The 17,088-nt window shown below is 54.6% G+C and carries 20 protein-coding genes; 5 read left to right on the top strand and 15 right to left on the bottom strand.

Features of this window, described 5'->3' with window-relative positions:
- Positions 1-59: 59 nt before the first annotated feature.
- Genes AC6I6N_RS02765 through AC6I6N_RS02750 form a run of 4 tightly spaced genes read right to left on the bottom strand, consistent with a single transcriptional unit; the run spans position 60 to position 3,159 of the window.
- A complete protein-coding gene (locus AC6I6N_RS02765; RefSeq protein WP_094196552.1) occupies positions 60-1,565 on the bottom strand; it encodes an aromatic/alkene/methane monooxygenase hydroxylase/oxygenase subunit alpha in 1,506 nt (501 codons plus the stop codon).
- Positions 1,566-1,583: 18 nt separating this feature from the next.
- Complete coding sequence (locus tag AC6I6N_RS02760) at positions 1,584-1,856, bottom strand: MmoB/DmpM family protein (protein WP_094196551.1); 273 nt, start codon at positions 1,854-1,856, stop codon at positions 1,584-1,586.
- Entirely contained in the window at positions 1,856-2,863 is a 1,008-nt protein-coding gene (locus AC6I6N_RS02755) for an aromatic/alkene monooxygenase hydroxylase subunit beta (RefSeq protein ID WP_497943167.1), read from the bottom strand. Before AC6I6N_RS02755 ends, AC6I6N_RS02760 begins: the two co-directional genes overlap by 1 nt.
- Before the next feature lie 23 nt (positions 2,864-2,886).
- A complete protein-coding gene (locus AC6I6N_RS02750; RefSeq protein WP_094196549.1) occupies positions 2,887-3,159 on the bottom strand; it encodes a phenol hydroxylase subunit in 273 nt (90 codons plus the stop codon).
- Between the two features lie 351 nt (positions 3,160-3,510).
- Here AC6I6N_RS02750 and AC6I6N_RS02745 point away from each other — a divergent pair, with 351 nt between their 5' ends.
- Complete coding sequence (locus AC6I6N_RS02745; protein ID WP_094196548.1) at positions 3,511-5,214, top strand: sigma-54-dependent Fis family transcriptional regulator; 1,704 nt, start codon at positions 3,511-3,513, stop codon at positions 5,212-5,214.
- A gap of 35 nt (positions 5,215-5,249) precedes the next feature.
- On the opposite strand, the gene AC6I6N_RS02740 is transcribed toward AC6I6N_RS02745, so the two are convergent.
- Positions 5,250-5,612: a hypothetical protein gene (locus AC6I6N_RS02740; RefSeq protein ID WP_264672770.1), complete on the bottom strand. Its 363-nt coding sequence runs from the start codon at positions 5,610-5,612 to the stop codon at positions 5,250-5,252.
- A 45-nt stretch (positions 5,613-5,657) separates the two neighbouring features.
- Positions 5,658-6,134, bottom strand: a complete 477-nt coding sequence (locus AC6I6N_RS02735; RefSeq protein WP_497943161.1) for a hypothetical protein — start codon at positions 6,132-6,134, stop codon at positions 5,658-5,660.
- Between the two features lie 169 nt (positions 6,135-6,303).
- On the opposite strand from AC6I6N_RS02735, the gene AC6I6N_RS02730 reads away from it, so the two are divergent.
- Positions 6,304-6,582, top strand: coding sequence for a hypothetical protein (locus tag AC6I6N_RS02730; protein WP_094196545.1), 279 nt, complete (start codon positions 6,304-6,306; stop codon positions 6,580-6,582).
- A gap of 221 nt (positions 6,583-6,803) precedes the next feature.
- Here the strand turns inward: AC6I6N_RS02730 and AC6I6N_RS02725 are convergent, their stop codons facing one another.
- The 6 genes from AC6I6N_RS02725 to AC6I6N_RS02700 form a co-directional block, all read right to left on the bottom strand.
- On the bottom strand, positions 6,804-7,538 hold the full coding sequence (locus tag AC6I6N_RS02725; RefSeq protein ID WP_094196543.1) for an amino acid ABC transporter ATP-binding protein: 735 nt from the start codon (positions 7,536-7,538) through the stop codon (positions 6,804-6,806).
- Entirely contained in the window at positions 7,535-8,233 is a 699-nt protein-coding gene (locus AC6I6N_RS02720; RefSeq protein WP_321278640.1) for an ABC transporter permease subunit, read from the bottom strand. Before AC6I6N_RS02720 ends, AC6I6N_RS02725 begins: the two co-directional genes overlap by 4 nt.
- The gene (locus tag AC6I6N_RS02715) at positions 8,230-8,967 is read right to left on the bottom strand and encodes an amino acid ABC transporter permease (RefSeq protein WP_249462272.1); all 738 of its coding nucleotides are present in this window, start codon (positions 8,965-8,967) and stop codon (positions 8,230-8,232) included. Before AC6I6N_RS02715 ends, AC6I6N_RS02720 begins: the two co-directional genes overlap by 4 nt.
- 102 nt (positions 8,968-9,069) lie before the next feature.
- A complete protein-coding gene (locus AC6I6N_RS02710; protein ID WP_346548704.1) occupies positions 9,070-9,879 on the bottom strand; it encodes an ABC transporter substrate-binding protein in 810 nt (269 codons plus the stop codon).
- A 170-nt stretch (positions 9,880-10,049) separates the two neighbouring features.
- Complete coding sequence (locus tag AC6I6N_RS02705; protein ID WP_234354411.1) at positions 10,050-10,592, bottom strand: lipocalin family protein; 543 nt, start codon at positions 10,590-10,592, stop codon at positions 10,050-10,052.
- Positions 10,593-10,706: 114 nt separating this feature from the next.
- Positions 10,707-11,126: a GFA family protein gene (locus AC6I6N_RS02700; protein ID WP_094196539.1), complete on the bottom strand. Its 420-nt coding sequence runs from the start codon at positions 11,124-11,126 to the stop codon at positions 10,707-10,709.
- 198 nt (positions 11,127-11,324) lie between these two features.
- On the opposite strand from AC6I6N_RS02700, the gene AC6I6N_RS02695 reads away from it, so the two are divergent.
- Positions 11,325-11,729 carry a RidA family protein gene (locus AC6I6N_RS02695; protein ID WP_094196538.1) on the top strand — a complete coding sequence of 135 codons (405 nt, stop codon included), beginning with the start codon at positions 11,325-11,327 and terminating at the stop codon, positions 11,727-11,729.
- Positions 11,730-11,990: 261 nt separating this feature from the next.
- Complete coding sequence (locus AC6I6N_RS02690; RefSeq protein WP_497943143.1) at positions 11,991-12,617, top strand: SEN1982 family lipoprotein; 627 nt, start codon at positions 11,991-11,993, stop codon at positions 12,615-12,617.
- A gap of 94 nt (positions 12,618-12,711) precedes the next feature.
- Here AC6I6N_RS02690 and AC6I6N_RS02685 read toward each other — a convergent pair whose 3' ends face one another.
- A complete protein-coding gene (locus tag AC6I6N_RS02685) occupies positions 12,712-14,139 on the bottom strand; it encodes an amidase (RefSeq protein WP_094196536.1) in 1,428 nt (475 codons plus the stop codon).
- Between the two features lie 76 nt (positions 14,140-14,215).
- Positions 14,216-15,520, bottom strand: coding sequence for an MFS transporter (locus AC6I6N_RS02680; RefSeq protein WP_460196229.1), 1,305 nt, complete (start codon positions 15,518-15,520; stop codon positions 14,216-14,218).
- A 78-nt stretch (positions 15,521-15,598) separates the two neighbouring features.
- Between AC6I6N_RS02680 and AC6I6N_RS02675 the strand changes: the two genes are divergently transcribed.
- Positions 15,599-16,597, top strand: coding sequence for an Lrp/AsnC family transcriptional regulator (locus tag AC6I6N_RS02675; protein WP_497943140.1), 999 nt, complete (start codon positions 15,599-15,601; stop codon positions 16,595-16,597).
- Positions 16,598-16,760: 163 nt separating this feature from the next.
- Here AC6I6N_RS02675 and AC6I6N_RS02670 read toward each other — a convergent pair whose 3' ends face one another.
- Complete coding sequence (locus tag AC6I6N_RS02670; RefSeq protein WP_003800466.1) at positions 16,761-16,934, bottom strand: YegP family protein; 174 nt, start codon at positions 16,932-16,934, stop codon at positions 16,761-16,763.
- Between the last annotated feature and the right edge of the window lie 154 nt (positions 16,935-17,088).

The following is a 17,088-nucleotide window of genomic DNA, read 5'->3' as shown; positions in this document are numbered from 1 at the left end:
TCCAATTTTTTTAGGTCGTGGCCGCGCCCGCCGGGGGCGCGGTCCTTTGTCTCGTGTGACTAGGCCGTCACTCCTTTCCATTCATTCCAGCGCGCTTGATCCACCGAACCCTTGAAGTCCATATTGTCGACACCCACGTTCAGCTGGTAGTAGTCGCTCAGGATCTTCTCCAGCTCAGGACCACCGCAGCCGCCTTGCAGGATCTGGTTCACCGGCAGCCAGGCCTGGATGTACTTTTCAGGCTCGTGCTCGAAAATGTCGCGGCAGCCATCCGAGCACGTGTGGTAACGCTCGCCCTTGTACTGACTTTGGCGATAGGTAATTTCGTCGGGCTTGTCCATGTCGGTAAAGGTCATGGGCACCTGGCATACCTGGCACAGTTGTGGCAGGCCACTGGAATAGAAACGCTTGCCTTCGGCTTCCATCTTTTTGGCCATTTCCCAACGTGGGCGGTAGTACTTGTCGAACGTATCGGGGTACTTGGCGCTCAGCCAATCCAGTTCCTCGTCGCTGGGGATCCAGGTGTGGAAACCGGCAGCATGGCCGAAGTTGTAGAAAATCCACCAGGCTTGGTGCGAGATGTGCTCTTTCTCTTTCTCGATCACATCGCTGTACTTGGGCATGCGAATGCCATAGCGGGCCAGATCCTTGAACAATGCGCCACCGGCCTGCTCGAAATAGACCTCCCAAGCCTCTTTCCAGGACATGACCTTGTTGGGAAGCATATAGTCCATCATCATGGCCACCACGGACAGCAGGCGGGTGCCGCGCCAGAACCATTTGTCGATCCATTCCTGCACAATCGGCACGTTGTCCTCGTGCTGCTCCAGCAGGAACTTGATCACTTCCAGACCCAGCGTCATGTGGCGTGCTTCGTCAGACTGCGAGCTGAAGCCGAAAGTCACGGTGGCCATGTCGCCGTTGTAGGCCGCACCCGACATAAAGGGCACAAACAGCAAGTTGGTCAGCACATACTCGAAGGAGAAGCTGATTGCCAACAGAAATTCAAAGGGGCCTGCAGCACGGGCATCTTCAAAAAAAGACTTGGGCACGGACAGGTACCAGACGCGGTCGTGCATATGGCTCCAGTCCTGGAAGCCATTGAAAAACTTGTTGTAGTGGCTCATGGCGTGAACCTGCGTCTGGACGTGACGCAGCTCGTCAATCGACTGCATCTGGCACGCAATACGTGCGCCAATGCCGCTGAATTGACGTCCCACATGGGAGTAGCCCTGGTAAGCCTGGTATTCCAACGGGGTCACCGCCGTCAGGAACACCTTGATCGCGTTCAGATAACGCGGATCGGAAATATTCATCTGGCCATTGTTCTGCGCGAAGGCATCAAAAATGGCGTACAGCTTCTTTTCTTTTTCAGCCTGGTACTTCCAGTACGCGTCCATTGTCAGACGGAACGGATCTTCCCATTTGGACCAGTCGGTAATCTTGATTCCCTCGAACTCCTCGTAGGGGAAGGCGTCCTTGCGATCCTGATAGCTGAATTCCCAGTCCAGATCACGCGTCAGATAACGATATTTGTCTTTGATATTTAGTTTTTTCGTGGCCATATTGCCCCCTTTTCTGATTTAGCTGTTCCAGTGCAACAACAAGCGGTCTTCATCTTCATCCACATTGCCACCCAAGGTGATCAGATTCAGATGCAGTTCCTGCATGTCCCACTGCTGCCCGTACTTTTCTTCCACGGTCTCGCGCTTGACGGTCAGTTGGCCCACACACTCAATGCGAATCATGGCTGGCTGATAAATCACCGTGGCGTCCGGGTTGTCTTGCTCGATGGCCTCGACGATGTAGCGCGACATGTCGTTGTCTTGCAGACCGATATAAACCTTGGATTTCATCAGGCTTCTCCCCCCAGGCTCAGGCCTGCTTTCGTGACGCGTTTGGCAATGGTTTCCTGCACTTGTGCCCAAACTTGATCCACCTGGTCGGCAAAGGCCGCCTGGATGTAGGGCATGAAGGCGGCTTGCACTTGCGGCAGCCACTGATCCAGCCAGTTTTGCAATTGCTGCTTGTTTTGCTCGCTTTCAGCAACGGCAATCTTGAAGACACTATCGCTCCAGTTGGACAGGTCTTTATGACAATCCAGCATGAACTCCAGCAGCATATCCAGATCGCGGCCGCCTTCCTTGGCCAGATCCGCCACCAGCCCCTGATACACCACTTGATGCACCACGGTGTTGATCAGCAAGGACTGCACCAGCAGCAGTTCAAACCAGTCTTTCCGAACCAGCGTTTTTTCGCACAAGGCACGCAGACCTTGCCAGGCCGCATCCTGCATCCAGGCCTCTTTGGCCTGGCTCAGGGAATCGGCACTATTGCCATCAATCAGCAGGCCAATACGGGAGACGTATTGCGCCATACCCAGCGCGTCCATCCCGGCATAGAGACAGGCTTGGGTAATAGTGGTGCCATACCCATAGGCCGAGCCGGACATGAAGTTCAGATTGGCGGTTTGCTCGATGTGGCGCAAAGGCAGCAGCAAACGGGTGACCTTGGCTTTGACCTCCTCGCTCAGGTACTGGGCCAGATCACGCTTTTCAAAAAAGCCGTAATTGGTTTCAGCCGCTTCCTGCATGCGGGCACGGTTTTGCACGTAAGCACCGTAGTAGAACTGACGGGGGTCACGGAACACATACCAATCCTTCATCTGGATGGCGGTATGCGTGGGGTCATTCAGGGTCTTGTCCGGCATCCACAGGGGCCGGTAATGAAAGTTGGCCGTCGCCTGGGCATCGTATGTCGCTTCCTGGTAGCGGGTAGCCGGCTTTTCACCAAAGCGGCGAGCCACGTTGGCGAAGGTTTGCCGCACGGGCTGCAAACTGGCCGTTTTAATTTCTAATGTCATCCTCTTGTTCTCCTGAATAAAACCTACTGGGCTTCAGCCTGACGGCTGTTACCGACCAAAGTGTCATAACCAAAACGCCATTTTTCTTCGTTCTCGTCATTGACCCGCATTTGCTCCTCGCTCATGGGCTGGACATTGTTCTGCAGGCAAAACTGCTCAAATGCCGCCGGTGGCATGACCAGTTCCACAAACAGGTCCGGCTGACCAATAGCAAAATCAAATTCCACAAAGCGGGCATTGGCCGGACTGCGCACGCGTACGTACTTTGTCAAAGTGGGCAAGCTCGTGTCTGACATCGGTTCTCCTCCTGATCAAGCTGTTGCATGAGTGTCCACAGCCTGTTCATAGCAAACTGCGTGCCAACTTTATGTTTGAAGGATTTAACCCTTTAGGATTAAAGAGATAGAGGGGGTGGCAGTCAGATACCCTGTGCTGCTGAGCGGCTGGCTCAACAGAAAATTGATCATTTGATCAAGTGCTTAGCGCCGTTTTCATCAAATGCTGAGTTAGGGTAAAGCCCTAGAAAAAACCGTTTTATCCGTCCTCTGGACACTATTCTGTTTTCCTTGAGTCACCAGAAAGACAGGCGGCATACTGATTTTTAAAACACCCAAAACCACAATAAGAAACAACAGATGGAGACAGCCATGGGGGCTACGGAACTCACACTGCCATTAAGTCAGGACCTGATCGACGCCATTCGCTTTGATGCCCGTGAAGGAAAAATATGGTTTGGCGAGCAGCGCATGCTTTTGCTGCATGCCAGCGGTTTTGGTCAGCTACGCAAGGAGCTGATTGCCTCTTTGGGCAGCGAGCGCGCCAAATACTTTCTGATGCGCTTTGGCTACCACGCCGGCATGAAAGATGCTGAAGTGTCCCAAAAAGTGCGCCCGGACCTCTCATTGAAAGAGACCTTTCTGGCCGGCCCACAAATGCACACCATTCGCGGCATGGTCAAAGTGGTGCCTACTTCTCTGACTTTTGATCGCGATGCCGGCCAGTACTACGGCGAATTTGACTGGTTTGATTCCTACGAAGTCAGCAATCACCAGAAAGAGCACGGCCAATCCAGCGAGCCGGTCTGTTGGAGCTTGCTTGGGTATGCCAGTGGCTACACCAGCTTCTATATGGGCAAGAGCATCATCTACAAAGAAACCCAATGCGGCGCCATGGGCCACAGCCACTGCAAGATCGTGGGCAAGCCTGCCGAAGAATGGGAAGCGGATGACCCCGAGATTGACCGCTTCATGCTGCCTGACCCGGTTCAGGACGAACTGTTTGCCTTGCGATGTGAGCTGGTGAAGTTGCGCGAACAGGAGTTCAAACACTCCAGCGCCAACTTCACCTTGCCCAACTCCATTGGCCAGTCCGCCGCCTACCAGGCCGCCTGTCATCTGCTGGAAAAGGCGGCACAAAGCAAAGTCTCCGTGCTGCTGCTGGGGGAAACCGGCGTCGGGAAAGAAGCCTTCGCGCGCGGCCTGCACGCCGCCAGCGATCGGGCAGATCAGCCCTTTATTGCAGTGAACTGTGCGTCCATTCCCCCGGAGCTGATTGAGTCAGAACTATTTGGTGTCGAGAAAGGTGCTTATACCGGCGCGCATAAATCCCGCCCCGGTCGCTTTGAGCGTGCCCAGAGTGGCACCATCTTTCTGGATGAAATCGTGGAGCTATCGCCCCGGTCCCAGGCCGCCCTGCTCCGTGTCTTGCAGGAACAGGAGCTGGAGCGCGTCGGTGATGAAAACATCCGCCATATCGATGTACGCGTCGTGGCCGCCACCAACGAAGATCTGGCCGAGGCCGTACAAAAAGGCACTTTCCGTGCCGACCTGTACTATCGCCTGAATGTCTTTCCCATCCACATCCCGCCGCTGCGTGAGCGCAAGGAAGACATTCCGTTACTGACCGAGTATTTTCTGAACAAGTACTCCAGTCTGTACAAAAAGCACGTGCTGGGGGTGAGCGACCGCAGCCGGGAATTGTTGATGCAGTACGACTGGCCAGGCAATATCCGCGAGTTCGAGAACATGATCGAGCGCGGTGTCATCCTGACCGAACACAATCATGAAATCGAAACCCACCACCTGTTTCCGCAACAGAAAAGTGCCTTACAGTATCTGAGCAGTTTGAACACGCAAGGCTTTATGGCCAAAGAGCCCTGTTTCAGCGCGCACCAGACGCAATATCTGGAGGATCTGTTGGAAACGCCCTTCAATCTGGATGATCTGGAAGAGCAAATCATCCAGCTAACCCTGAAAAAGACGAACGGGAATATTTCAGAAGCGGCGCGCAGGCTGGGGCTGACTAGGCCTGCTTTGGCATATCGGCTGAAAAAGGTGGCGATGCCAGCGTAAACAGCACCAGCGCCTTGCCCTGCCAGGCGCTCACCTTAACCAAATATATGCTGCCCTTGTAGCAGCCTTGCTCCTATGCCTGCGGCACCCAAGGCAAGCAAACCGATCAAAACGGCGTAAAGCGCCGTTAGATACCAGCCCAGTCGTTTACCAATACCTTGATTTGCCATCGGTAAGCCGCGACAAACACGGTCATAAGTGCGGCTCATGGCAAAAATCAAGCAGGAAAAACACAGACCCAAGGCGGCAAATACATAATTGATCAACGCGAATTGACGCTGCGGGTTAGCAAACCCATCCACTAAAAACACCAAAGCCAGGAGCAAGGCTAACAAGGACAGCCCTAGTCCTGACACGGTGGCAGCACAATGGAAAAATACTTGTCTTTGACGTTCCACGATTTATCCCAACAAGCTGGCAGCGCCATCGCCAAACACGGCGCGTCAAGAGCCCATGCACACAGAAGCGGCAAGCACCTTGACCTCGCTATAGCGACCCTGACTTGTCTTGACCATGACGCATGTCTGGGTGGCACGATTCCACCAAGTCGTACTTAAACCTTTTGTTTTTACTGCGACATACCCTTCTCTTTGCAGCCTCATTTCTCCCCCCGCCGCACGGGCATCCTGAAGGCTGAGCGGGTCAAACTCCGACGTGTGGCTCTGCCCAGACTGCACGGCCTGCACCTGAATGACCGAACCGTCTTGGCTAATGAGCGCCTCTTGGCTGTGAATCACGCTATCTTTGCCGATCACCACCACATTGCCCGAGGCTTTCAGCGAATCCGCCCCCAGTATTTCAATGCTATCCGCCTGCACATGGACCCGCCCTAAACGGGCATTTTCTTGTCCGTTGGCAGCGAGAGCCGATGCAGACACCCACAGCAGGCCCACGGTCAGCGATATACGTAACATCGTCATTATTTTCCTTTCGTATTTTTCATACAAGCGTTAAGAGTCCATTAACTCGACAAGGTTCCTTGATCCGAGTCATTGCCTGGCTTGTCGGTCCCAATAGAACCCACATCAGCGGCACAACACTGGCCTGATTTCTTCTACCCACTACAATGGAGGCTTATCAAGGAGTCTTATGTTGGAATTTCAGCCCCGTGAACGGGCGTATTTATCTGGTATCCGTGCCCTGTCTCAAGATCAGGACGACAATGAAGTGTTTGTGGGTATGACCGTAGCCGAGTCCATTTGGTACGCAAACTACGTAGCGCAGTCATACAAAGGGGATGTAGCGCGAGGCGATGAGGCCGAAGCACATTACCTGGCCCTGCATGATCAACACGAACAGGCACGCCGTGCCGTACTGGCATCAGAGTCTGTGCTGCAATCGTTCGACACAGCCGCTCAGTCTTCCTGAGCACATCGCGACACTCTCCAGGCCGGGCAAGCATGTCATTAGCCCTGTTTCATCAAGCCTGGTTTGCTCGCCCATAAAAAAGCCCGCCCATTTTCAACAGGCGGGCTTTTTTTATGAAGACGGGCCCCAGCCTCTGCTGCGCTTGGCTTGGCTTGGCTTGGCTTGGCTTGGCTTGGCTTGGCTTGGCAGTCATCAAACCAGCTGCCTTGCAAAAGCACAAGCTACAGACGCAGCTCCTTGGACAAAAAGGTTTGCACTCGCTGTGGCCGGCCCTCCAGATCACCAAAGAATACATCCGTGGGTACGTCCTCCAGAATCTGGCCCTGATCCATGAAAACCATCCGGTCCGCCACTTTGCGGGCAAAACCCATTTCATGGGTGACGCACATCATGGTCATACCTTCTTGCGCCAAGCTGACCATCACATCCAGCACCTCGTTGACCATTTCCGGGTCCAAAGCCGAGGTAGGCTCGTCAAACAACATGCAGACCGGGTCCATACACAAGGCCCGTGCAATGGCGACACGTTGTTGCTGCCCACCCGACAAGCTGGCCGGATAGCGATCCGCCATCGCCTTCAGGCCCACCCGGTCCAGGTACAGCAAGGCCCGTTCGGACGCTTCATCACGACCCCTGCCCAGCACTTTACGTTGTGCCAAGGTCAGATTGGCCAAGACATTCAAATGCGGAAACAGCTCGAAGTTCTGAAACACCATCCCAACCCGGCTGCGCAGTTCCGGCAGATTCGTCGCAGGATCGCCGACGGAAACGCCGTCCACCAGAATCGTGCCTTGCTGGAACGGTTCCAGACCATTGACGGTTTTCAACAAGGTGGACTTGCCCGAGCCCGAAGGCCCGCACACCACCACCACTTCCTGACGGTCCACCTGGGCCGTACAGTCCTTGAGCACCTGAAACGTGCCATACCACTTGGAAACACTATCGATACGGATCATTTGCCATCCAGTCGCAGATGTTTGTCATAACGTCGGGCCACCCGATTCGCAATCAACTCCAGCGTTGCGCAAATCACGTAGTACATCAGCCCGACAAACAAGAAGATTTCAGTGGGGTGAACCATGACCCGATTGCTGACCTGAGTGGCAACAAAAGACAATTCCGCCACACCAATGACATAAGCCAGCGAGGTGTCCTTGATCAAGGCAACCCACTGATTAATAAAAGAAGGCAACATCACCGGCAAGGCTTGCGGCAGAATGATGGACGTCATGATTTGAACAGTATTCAGGCCCAGCGCCCTGCCCGCTTGCCATTGCCCCGCCGGCAAGCTGCTGATGCCCGCTGATACCGAATGCGCCAGATACGCACCACCAATCAAAGACAAGGCGCAAACCACGGTAAACAGGCCCGGCACATCCACCTTGAACAGAATGGGCAGCAGAAAGTACACCCAGAAAATCAACATGATCACAGGGATGGCACGGAAAAAGCCCAGAAACAGCAGCAAAGTGGTATGCGCCACACCGCGCGTCAACACCAGGGCCACCCCAAAGACCAGCCCCAAAATAGCCGACAGACTTGCCGAGAGCACGCTTAACAAGAGCGTCAGCGCCGCCCCACCTAAAGGGCCATGCGGATACGCCCCCACCAGGAAATACAGCAGGTTGTCATGAATTACATCGACGTTCATGACAGCCCACCTCGCACTTGCAGGCGATGGCGTTGCAAGCACTGCCCTCCCACCTCCACCAGCATGACCAACAAAACATACAGCAGCGTGGCAATCCCAAAGGACTGGAAGGTCTTGAAGGTTTCCGTTTCCACCTGACGGGAGGCATAAGAGAGCTCGGCCAAGCCAATGGCCATGGTCAGCGAGGTGTTCTTGATGACATTCATGTACTGCCCGATCAGCGAGGGAAAGGTATTGCGCAAAGCCTGCGGCATCACCACATAGCGCCAGACCTGCATGGACGACATACCCAAAGAAGCGGCAGCGGCCCATTGGCCTTTGCGCACTGCCCGCACGCCGGAGCGTAACTCTTCAGCTACAAAAGCCGTGGTGTAGATCGTCAAACCCACAAAAGCGGCCAGCATCTCGAAACTGGGCCACTGCACATCGAACAAGACCAGTTGCAAGATATGCTGAGTGTTCAACCATTGCACCAGCTCCGGCGGCATCAAGGCCGAGGCTCCGAAATACCAGAAGAACAATTGCACTAACAAGGGCGTATTACGGAACAGACTCAGATAAGCGCGCACCGGCCAGGCCAAGCAGGCAAAGGGCGACAGTCTGGCAATACACACCAGAAAGCCCAAAACAGTTGCAGCGAAAGAGACAACTAAAGAGAGCTGGATCGTGACCCAGAACCCTTGAAGCAACCAGCCCACATAGTGGGGTGCCAGCCAGAAATCAGAAGACGGCATAGCAAACACCAAAAAGCAGGATCAAGCGATCCCGCTGTTAAAAACACAAACAGGAAAAGGCCAGCCTGAACAGTCAAGGCTGGCCTGCAAGCACGTGATGACTTACTGTTGCTGACCGATGCGGTACAAGCGATCTAGCGGGGTCTTGGATTGCGGGCCAAACCAGACGTCATAAATGGCTTGTGCCTTGCCCTGGGTTTCCAGCTCCACCAAAGTTTCATCCACAAAGGATTTCAGTGCTGTCTCGCCTTTGGGGATACCAATGCCGATCAAGTCCTCGGAAATGCTGAAGGCCGGGATTTCATAGTTTTCCTTGTCCGGCACATTGGCCAGCAGACCGATCAGCTTGGGGCCATCCTGAGTAATGGCTTGCACATTGCCATTACGCAAAGCGGTAAAGGCGAAGGGCGTATCGTCATAGGCAACCAGCTTGGCCTGGGGGTATTTTTCACGCAGGACGATCTCATTGACCGTACCTTTATCCACGCCAATACGCAGCGAGTTCAACTGCTCGGGAGAGGACAAGACGCCTTTCTTGGCCAGGAACTGCTGGCCTGATGCAAAGTACGGAATGCTGAAATCAACTTGCTTGGCGCGCTCTTCCGTGATGGTGAAGTTGGCCAGAACCAGGTCCACTTTATTGGACGTCAGCAGCGGCACACGATTGGCCGGGTTGGTCGGTAAGACCTCCAGCTTCACACCCAGTTTGTCGGCCAGAGCCTGGGCAAAATCCACATCCAGACCGGTGATCTGACGGGACTTCTGATCTACAAAACCAAACGGTGGGTTGCTGTCAAAAGACGCTACTTTCAAGACACCCGTTTTCTTGATGTCATCCAGACGATCAGCCTGGGCCACGCCAGCCACCAACGCCAGGGTAAGGGTTGCGGCAATGCTTAAAAACGACTTCATGATAAACACATTCCGATAAAAAAATGGCACGTCCGATACATACCGTCGTGCCATTCGACCACAGCCACAAGCTATTCAAAACGATCTAATTTCCCCATGCTTATTACTAAAAACCCTAAGGAGATGCTCTGATTTATGCAGGTGTTGATCGAGCCATTACCGAATGCGCGCTACTTGTTGGTCGGTACTACCTTTTGCACTGCGAAGCCTTGCGCGGCTGCGTAATCCAGCAATTCGTTCACGACCTGTGGATCAGCCTGTTTTTCCCTGGATAACACCCAGAGATATTTCCTGTCCGGTGTCCCGACTAAAGAGTATTGATAGTCTCCTTCCAGCTTCATGATCCAATAGTCGCCCCACACCATGGGGAACCAGGATAGCCATTTCGGCGCAAAGCGCACTTCCAATATCGCCGGATCAGCCGGCTCCACACTACGGGACAAACGCCCCTGCCCGATAGCTTCCTTCACTTCACCGTCCTTAGCCTGACAACGATTGGTGACCGTAATTGTCTTATCGGCTGCCATCACGTAATTAGCTTGCACATCACCGATGCACTCACGCTGAAAACTATTGGGCAAACGCGCCTGCTCGAACCAGGTACCCATGTATTTGTTCAGATCCACATTTTCCTGAGTTGCCAGATCAGCTTGAGAAGAGGCGCAAGCGACCAATAGTGCAGGCAGCGATAAAATAAGCATTCTTTTCATCATGGAGCACTCCTTATGCGTGGACCAGGATCGTGTTCCTGGAAGCATTCTTTAATAGCCATGGCAATGCAGGTTTGGCCAGATAAAACACCAGACTTGCACCAGCCAGCCCGATTATCAGGAAAACAACTTGATCACGTCTTCGCCCGTCATCTCCCGCGTTTTATTAGCAAATGCGTAGTTACCAGGTTTGTCATCAATAAAGACCTGCAGCTCAAACGGCCAGCTCCCACTATCCTTGAACAGACCAGCAGAGATGGCATGAAAGCCCCCTGCTTTGAGCTTGTAAAACAAATGGGTACCGCACACATCACAAAAACTGCGCTCCGCCCACTCTGAGGAGGCATAGGAACGCACGTGCTCCTCACCTTCGACCACGGGGGTTCCATGGGACTCCAGCGACAGGAACGGACCACCGGACCAATGGCGACAGATGCCACAATGGCACGCACTGACCGAAGGCTTGTCTTGCTGAACACGAATTGAAACGGCACCGCACAGGCATTTGCCGTGAATCATGGATTTGTCGTTTTCCATATGCGCCTCTTTTAGGTAGGTAGACACGTCATTCTAGCGGCTGAATCAGCCAATTACGGCAAGCCGATGTAAGACGTGTCCAAACCAGTGAAATCGCTCCATTTCCAGCTCAACCCTTGTCTTCCGACATAAAGCCCCAAGATACGACCCCGGTGCGTGAACACACCACCTCAACTGACTTTTTATGTGTTTATGAAGATGACTAAAAGCGCCCTTAATCCCCCCACTGTATTCAATTCTTTGCAATACGGTTTCAGCCAAGGTCTGGTTGTTACCGGCCAACGCCGTGTCATGTTGTCCGGACAAGTGGGTGTCGACGCCCAAGAGCAAACCGTCAGCGGTGGTATGCGCGAACAAACCGAAGCGGCACTGGACAATATAGAACGGGTTCTGGCCGAAGCAGGCGGCACAATCGACCAAGTCATTATGTTGCGAATTTTCATTCGGGAAGATGCCAGCTCGCCCCAAGAGCAAGATGCTATTGCAGCCGCATTGCTCAAACGCTTCCCGGTCAATCCCCCTCCTTCATCCTGGATTCTGATTCATGGTCTGGCCCGGTCGGAATGGTTGATCGAGATTGAAGCAGAAGCCATGCTGGATTAAGCCCAGGCTTTTTTGCACAACCTTGCCCGGCTCGCCTGGTCTGAGCCGGGCCACGGCAAGCAAGCCAACGCCAACCACATTCGCATACGTCGCGCGGCATGGGCGTGCCTTAGGCCATCCATCACATCCCTTACACACTAAACACTGAATCTCTTAACAAGAGACATTTAGACACATTGCTAAAACAGCGTTGCCCAAAAGAGCACAAACGGCGCAGCTATACTAAGCGACCGATTGTTTAACCTACAGGGGAAGTTCGTTTTGCATACCGTCATTAAAATCGCCGCCATGAGCAGTGTTATTGTTTTGCTGGCCGCCTGCGGCAGTGCCAAAGATGCCAATAAAAGCAATTTCAGCACGGCGATTCAAACGTATTTGGATACTCAAAAAGGGCTATGTGCTGCCATTCCGGCAAAAGGTTCGCCATTTACGCTATCCAATCGCGACACGATAGGCAGCAGTAAAAAACGGGCAGACGCCTTGGTGGAAGCCGGCTTACTGAGCAAGCGCGATACGGAAGTCAAAGCGATGTTCGGTGACAAGATGGAACCGGGCTCCGAGTATCAACTTACTGAAGTCGGCCAAAAATTCCTGGTTCCTAACGGGGCCAACACAATGGGCGGGCACGATGCCTTTTGCACAGGCAAATTTACCATTGTGGCTGTAGACAACTTTACTGAGCCCAGCGACATGATGGGTGTCAAAGTCTCGCAGGTAAATTACCGCTTCAAACTGGAAGATGCAGAAGACTGGGCCCGATCCGAGGCGATCGGCGCCAATTACAGAAACTTTGCGGAGCGGGCAAAAGCCGAGGAAATCTCGGGCAAAGCCGCCCTGATTCTGACGAACGACGGCTGGATGCACGAGCGTTTGTTCAAACGCGGCTAAACCTTCGAGGTTAATGACAGCACAAGCCCCTACTTTTGGGGCTCGCGCTGTCACCTCATGCGCTGTCAAGCCGCCTGACTGCGGCAGGCAGGATTTATAGCCCCCAGTGCGCCAGGTCCGGATGACGAGAAAGTCGGCCAAGCGCCTGTTCAACAAGGTGCGCACAATCGAGCAAGGCTGCATCATGCCCTCGCGGGGTCATTAATTGAATGCCTGTGGGCAAGCCCTGCTCATCCAACCCGGTAGGCAGAGAAATGGCCGCCGCTCCCAGGAAATTGCCAGGACGCAGTAACTTACCCAATCCGGCATGCCGTACATCCTCGGGGTCCAGCGCTTGGGCCACCTGATCGCAGGCGGGCATCAACAAGGCAGCCGAACCTTGCATCGCCTGTGCAAAAACCTGCATATCAGTCCTGCGTCTTTGCAAAGCGGCTTCATAAGATGCGCTATCAATCATCCCACCTGCCAAAATACGGTCCCGCACCACCGACCACAAGGCTTGCCGAGAATCAGCAGCGAGCTCGCCGTAATAACGATAGGCTTCATACGCGAGCACCGTTGAATTATCCTCTGCCATCCGAGCAAAAGATAAAGCAGGGGGTGGCGTCCACGTCTGCACTTCCAGGCCCGCCGCTTGCAGACGATCCAGCGTGCCCTGCCAATTCAATTGTGTCGCGCTGTCCAAGGTAGCGGGCCAGGCCTGGGCATCGAGCACAGCGATGGGGCTGTGTATCGGTGCCGCAGGTGCTCGCAGGGCAGCCACACAAGCGGCGGGCAAAACCAAAGTCGATGGGTCGGCAATGTCCGGCCCCGCCAATACCGCCGCCAGTTGGCGGGCATCGGCCACACTGCGGGCAATCGGCCCCAGCACATCCAGGGTCTCAGACAAGGGCAAGCTGCCTGCGCCACTGATCATTCCGCTCGAGGGCTTATAACCGACAAGGCCGTTCAGTGTGGCTGGCGCACGCACTGAGCCACCGGTATCCCCCCCCAGGGCGATGGGCACCAAACCGGCCGCTACCGCCACCCCACTCCCGCTGGACGAGCCACCCGGAGCGCGGGCTACCGCAGCATCCCACGGATTGCGTGCCGTACCCTGAGTCAGGTTTTGTCCGGACAAGCCGAAGGCGAACTCGGTCATTTTGGTTTTGCCCAGCACCACCATGCCTTGCGCCATCAGCGAACGCAGTACCGTGGCCGTCTCCGTGCTGATCTTGCCGACACGGCTTTGAGAGCCCAGGGTCGCCTCGGTTCCTTCCCATTGAACACTGTCTTTGACCGCAACGGGCACGCCATGAAAAGGCCCCAGCACGATGCCAGCAGCCAGTAGACGGTCAGCCGCGTCTGCTTGAGCCAAGGCCCGCTCGGCCGTGATCACACTAAAGGCATTAAGTCCGGCAGCACGCTCGATACGGTCCAGAAAATAGGTGGCAACTTGCCGGGCACTTAATCGGCCCTGTCGAATCTCGAGACCGATCTGAAGAGCATCTCGAAAATGAAGGGCGACATCTTGTTTCAACATGGAGCTTCCTGAAAATCACACAGCCCGCCAAGCGGGCTGTACATGCCCGGCCTGACGCCGGGCGAAACGGGCGCGATCAGCGCAGTTTTTTTCCAACTGTCTCGGGCATACGGATAAACGTGATCAAGGTAATGACCGCACCAGCCAGCACATAGTAAAAGAACCAGCGTTCCAAGCCATTGCTTTGCAACCAGGTCAACAAATAAGGAGTGGTCCCCCCCAGCAACGCCACCATCAGGTTATAGGGCGCCCCGATACCAACCGCACGTACGCTGGTTGGAAACTGCTCAGACATAATGGCAGGGCCAATCGAGGTATACATGGCGTACAGCACCAAGCCAAACAGCTCTACCGTCAGGATGGAACCGAAAGACGGCCCCAATGTGCTCATGAGCGGATAAAAGAAGAACAAATACCCGGCGGCAAACACGATCAACTGCGGCTTGCGTCCGATACGATCGGACAAAGCGCCAAACAAGGGCTGCACCACCATGAACACAATCAACGCCACCGTATTGGCGGCAAAGGCCACCTTGGGATCGGCCTGCACATGGCGGATGGCGTAGGTTGGCACGTAAGCGACAAAGATATAGAACGCGAAGGTTGTCAGAATGGAAAAACCGATAATGCGCAGCACTTCCACAGGATACTCACGCAACAAGGTACGCAAAGGCTGCTTTTCTACACCCGCTTTTTTGCTTTCAGAAAAAGCCTCAGTCTCGGGAATCGAGCGTCGAATCCAAAGGCCAGCCACACCGCCCAATGCTCCCAGCAGAAACGGAATACGCCAGCCCCACTCGGCCATCTCCGCCCGGCTCAACCAGGTCGTGAGCACCCAGCCCACGGCCGAGGCCGCCAAAATACCGACTGCCGCACTGAAGAACACGAAACTGGAATAAAAACCGCGCCGATGAGGGGGCGCCATCTCGGTCAAGAACGTGGTAGCCGAGGCATACTCCCCTCCCAGGGACAAGCCCTGCAGCAAACGGGCCAGCGTCAACAAAAGAGGCGCCGCCAAACCTATTGCAGCATAGGTCGGGGTTACTGCGATAATAAGCGACCCTCCGGCCATCATCAGGATAGTCAGCCCTAAAGCGGCCTTGCGTCCGTAGCGATCGGAGAAAATGCCAAGCAACCAGCCACCGATGGGACGCATGAAAAAGCCCACTGCAAAAATGCCGAAGCTGGCCAGCAACGCTGTGGTCTCATTGCCGTCGGGAAAGAACTGGCTGGAAAAAAAGATAGCGAAGGAAGCGTAAATGGTCCAATCAAACCATTCAACTGCGTTGCCTACACTGCCAGCCACAATGGTACGAACGCGCGAGACCGGGGCAGGGTCGAGGCCAGGCGGGGCGCTCGAACGATGAGAGGGAGAGCTCATGAATTCCTCAATTTATTTATTTTTGGACAAAAAAAGATTAAAAAGTTTGTTTTTTAGCAATTGAAGAAGGTTAATTAGATGAATATGGTCACGTCAAGCAAGGGTAAACCCTTGCTGCCCACGCTCGATGACACCGATCTGGCCTGCTTGATTGCCTTGCAGGCAGATCCACGGGCCTCCTGGCGGGAGCTGGGCGCAGCCGCAGACATTGCCGAACGTACCGTGGGCAGGCGAATCAAACGTCTGTTGGAAACGGGTGCATTACGCGTGATTGCAGAAACCGACCCGCTGGCAACAGGCAAGGGGGTCGTACTGCATGCCTGGATGCGTTGCCACGCCGGTCAGGTCCCTCACGTGGCTGACACACTGGCCCAAATGGAGAACTGCCAATTGGTTGTCACCTTGGCCGGCTCAGCAGACCTGATGGCTGAACTGACTCTGGCCGATGAAGCAGACATGCCCGAACTGGTGACCCGCATTCTGCCCTGCATGCCAGGAGTCGAGCACGTCGATGCACGCCTGGTCCTACGGTCTTTTCGCCGCGCAGGTCAATGGCGCATACAGGCCGACCCAGCCGGCATTACCGATACAAGCTCCACACACCCCCCCCTTGCGCTCAACGAGGCTGAACAGCGAATCGCCAACTGGCTAAAAAGAGATGGACGGGCCAGCCTGGCCGAACTGGCGGAGCAGGCGGGCGTGAGCGAACCTACTGCCCAGCGACTGTTGCAGCATTTGGTGGAGCGCAAGGCGCTGTCGTTCAGGGTTGAAGTGGAGCCCGCTTTGGTGGGATTCCCAGTTGAAGCGGTGGTATCCGTGCAAGTACGCCCTCAAGCCGTCAATACCTTGGCGGCGCACCTGGCGCAAGATCCCAATACCCGTTGCCTGTTCGGTACCAGTGGCCCCTCACAGCTTTTCTGGCACATTTTGTGCCGAGATAGCCTGCAGCTCTGGGATGTGGTGACACGTCGGCTGGGGGAAATAGAAGGCGTACTCAACAGCAACGTTGCAATCGTCATGCAAGCTCATAAACGCTGCGGTATCGTGCGCGGCCAGGAGTCGGCACAGGAGGAATAGTCAGTTGAAAAAGGAGGACAGGCCGGCCTGCTCATCGCCACGCAGCATGGCTTATGCCGCCCAGCCGTGAGCATCTGCACTTGGCTTCATAGACATAAACTCTTGTCCGTGCCAGACCGGCCAGACCCGCCTGGATGACCAAGGCGGGAAACAGGCTTTTTACCTACTCCTCGACCACTGGAGCATCGGGTATCCCTTTCTTCACAGACTCAATGCTGTTTTGTGCGCTCTGCTTGCTGGTATAGCCTTCCGAACTGACACAAATAATATTTCCATTTGCCGCCTTGAATCGCCACCGCCATTCACCGCCTTTGTCTTTATAAAGCACAAATTTCATGATGCCCCCTCCCTGAAATAAGAACGCACGTCGCGCTGCTCCCATCCTAGAGCCGGGCGGGTTCAGCAGAAATTGGGGTTTACCTGACCGTCTCGGTACGCTAGGCCATGTACCTAGGCCCGGACTTGACACACACCAATGCGAAACCCTGATT

This window comes from Alcaligenes sp. LTN-3 (assembly GCF_059735605.1).
This window is presented reverse-complemented; position numbering and strand designations above follow the sequence as displayed.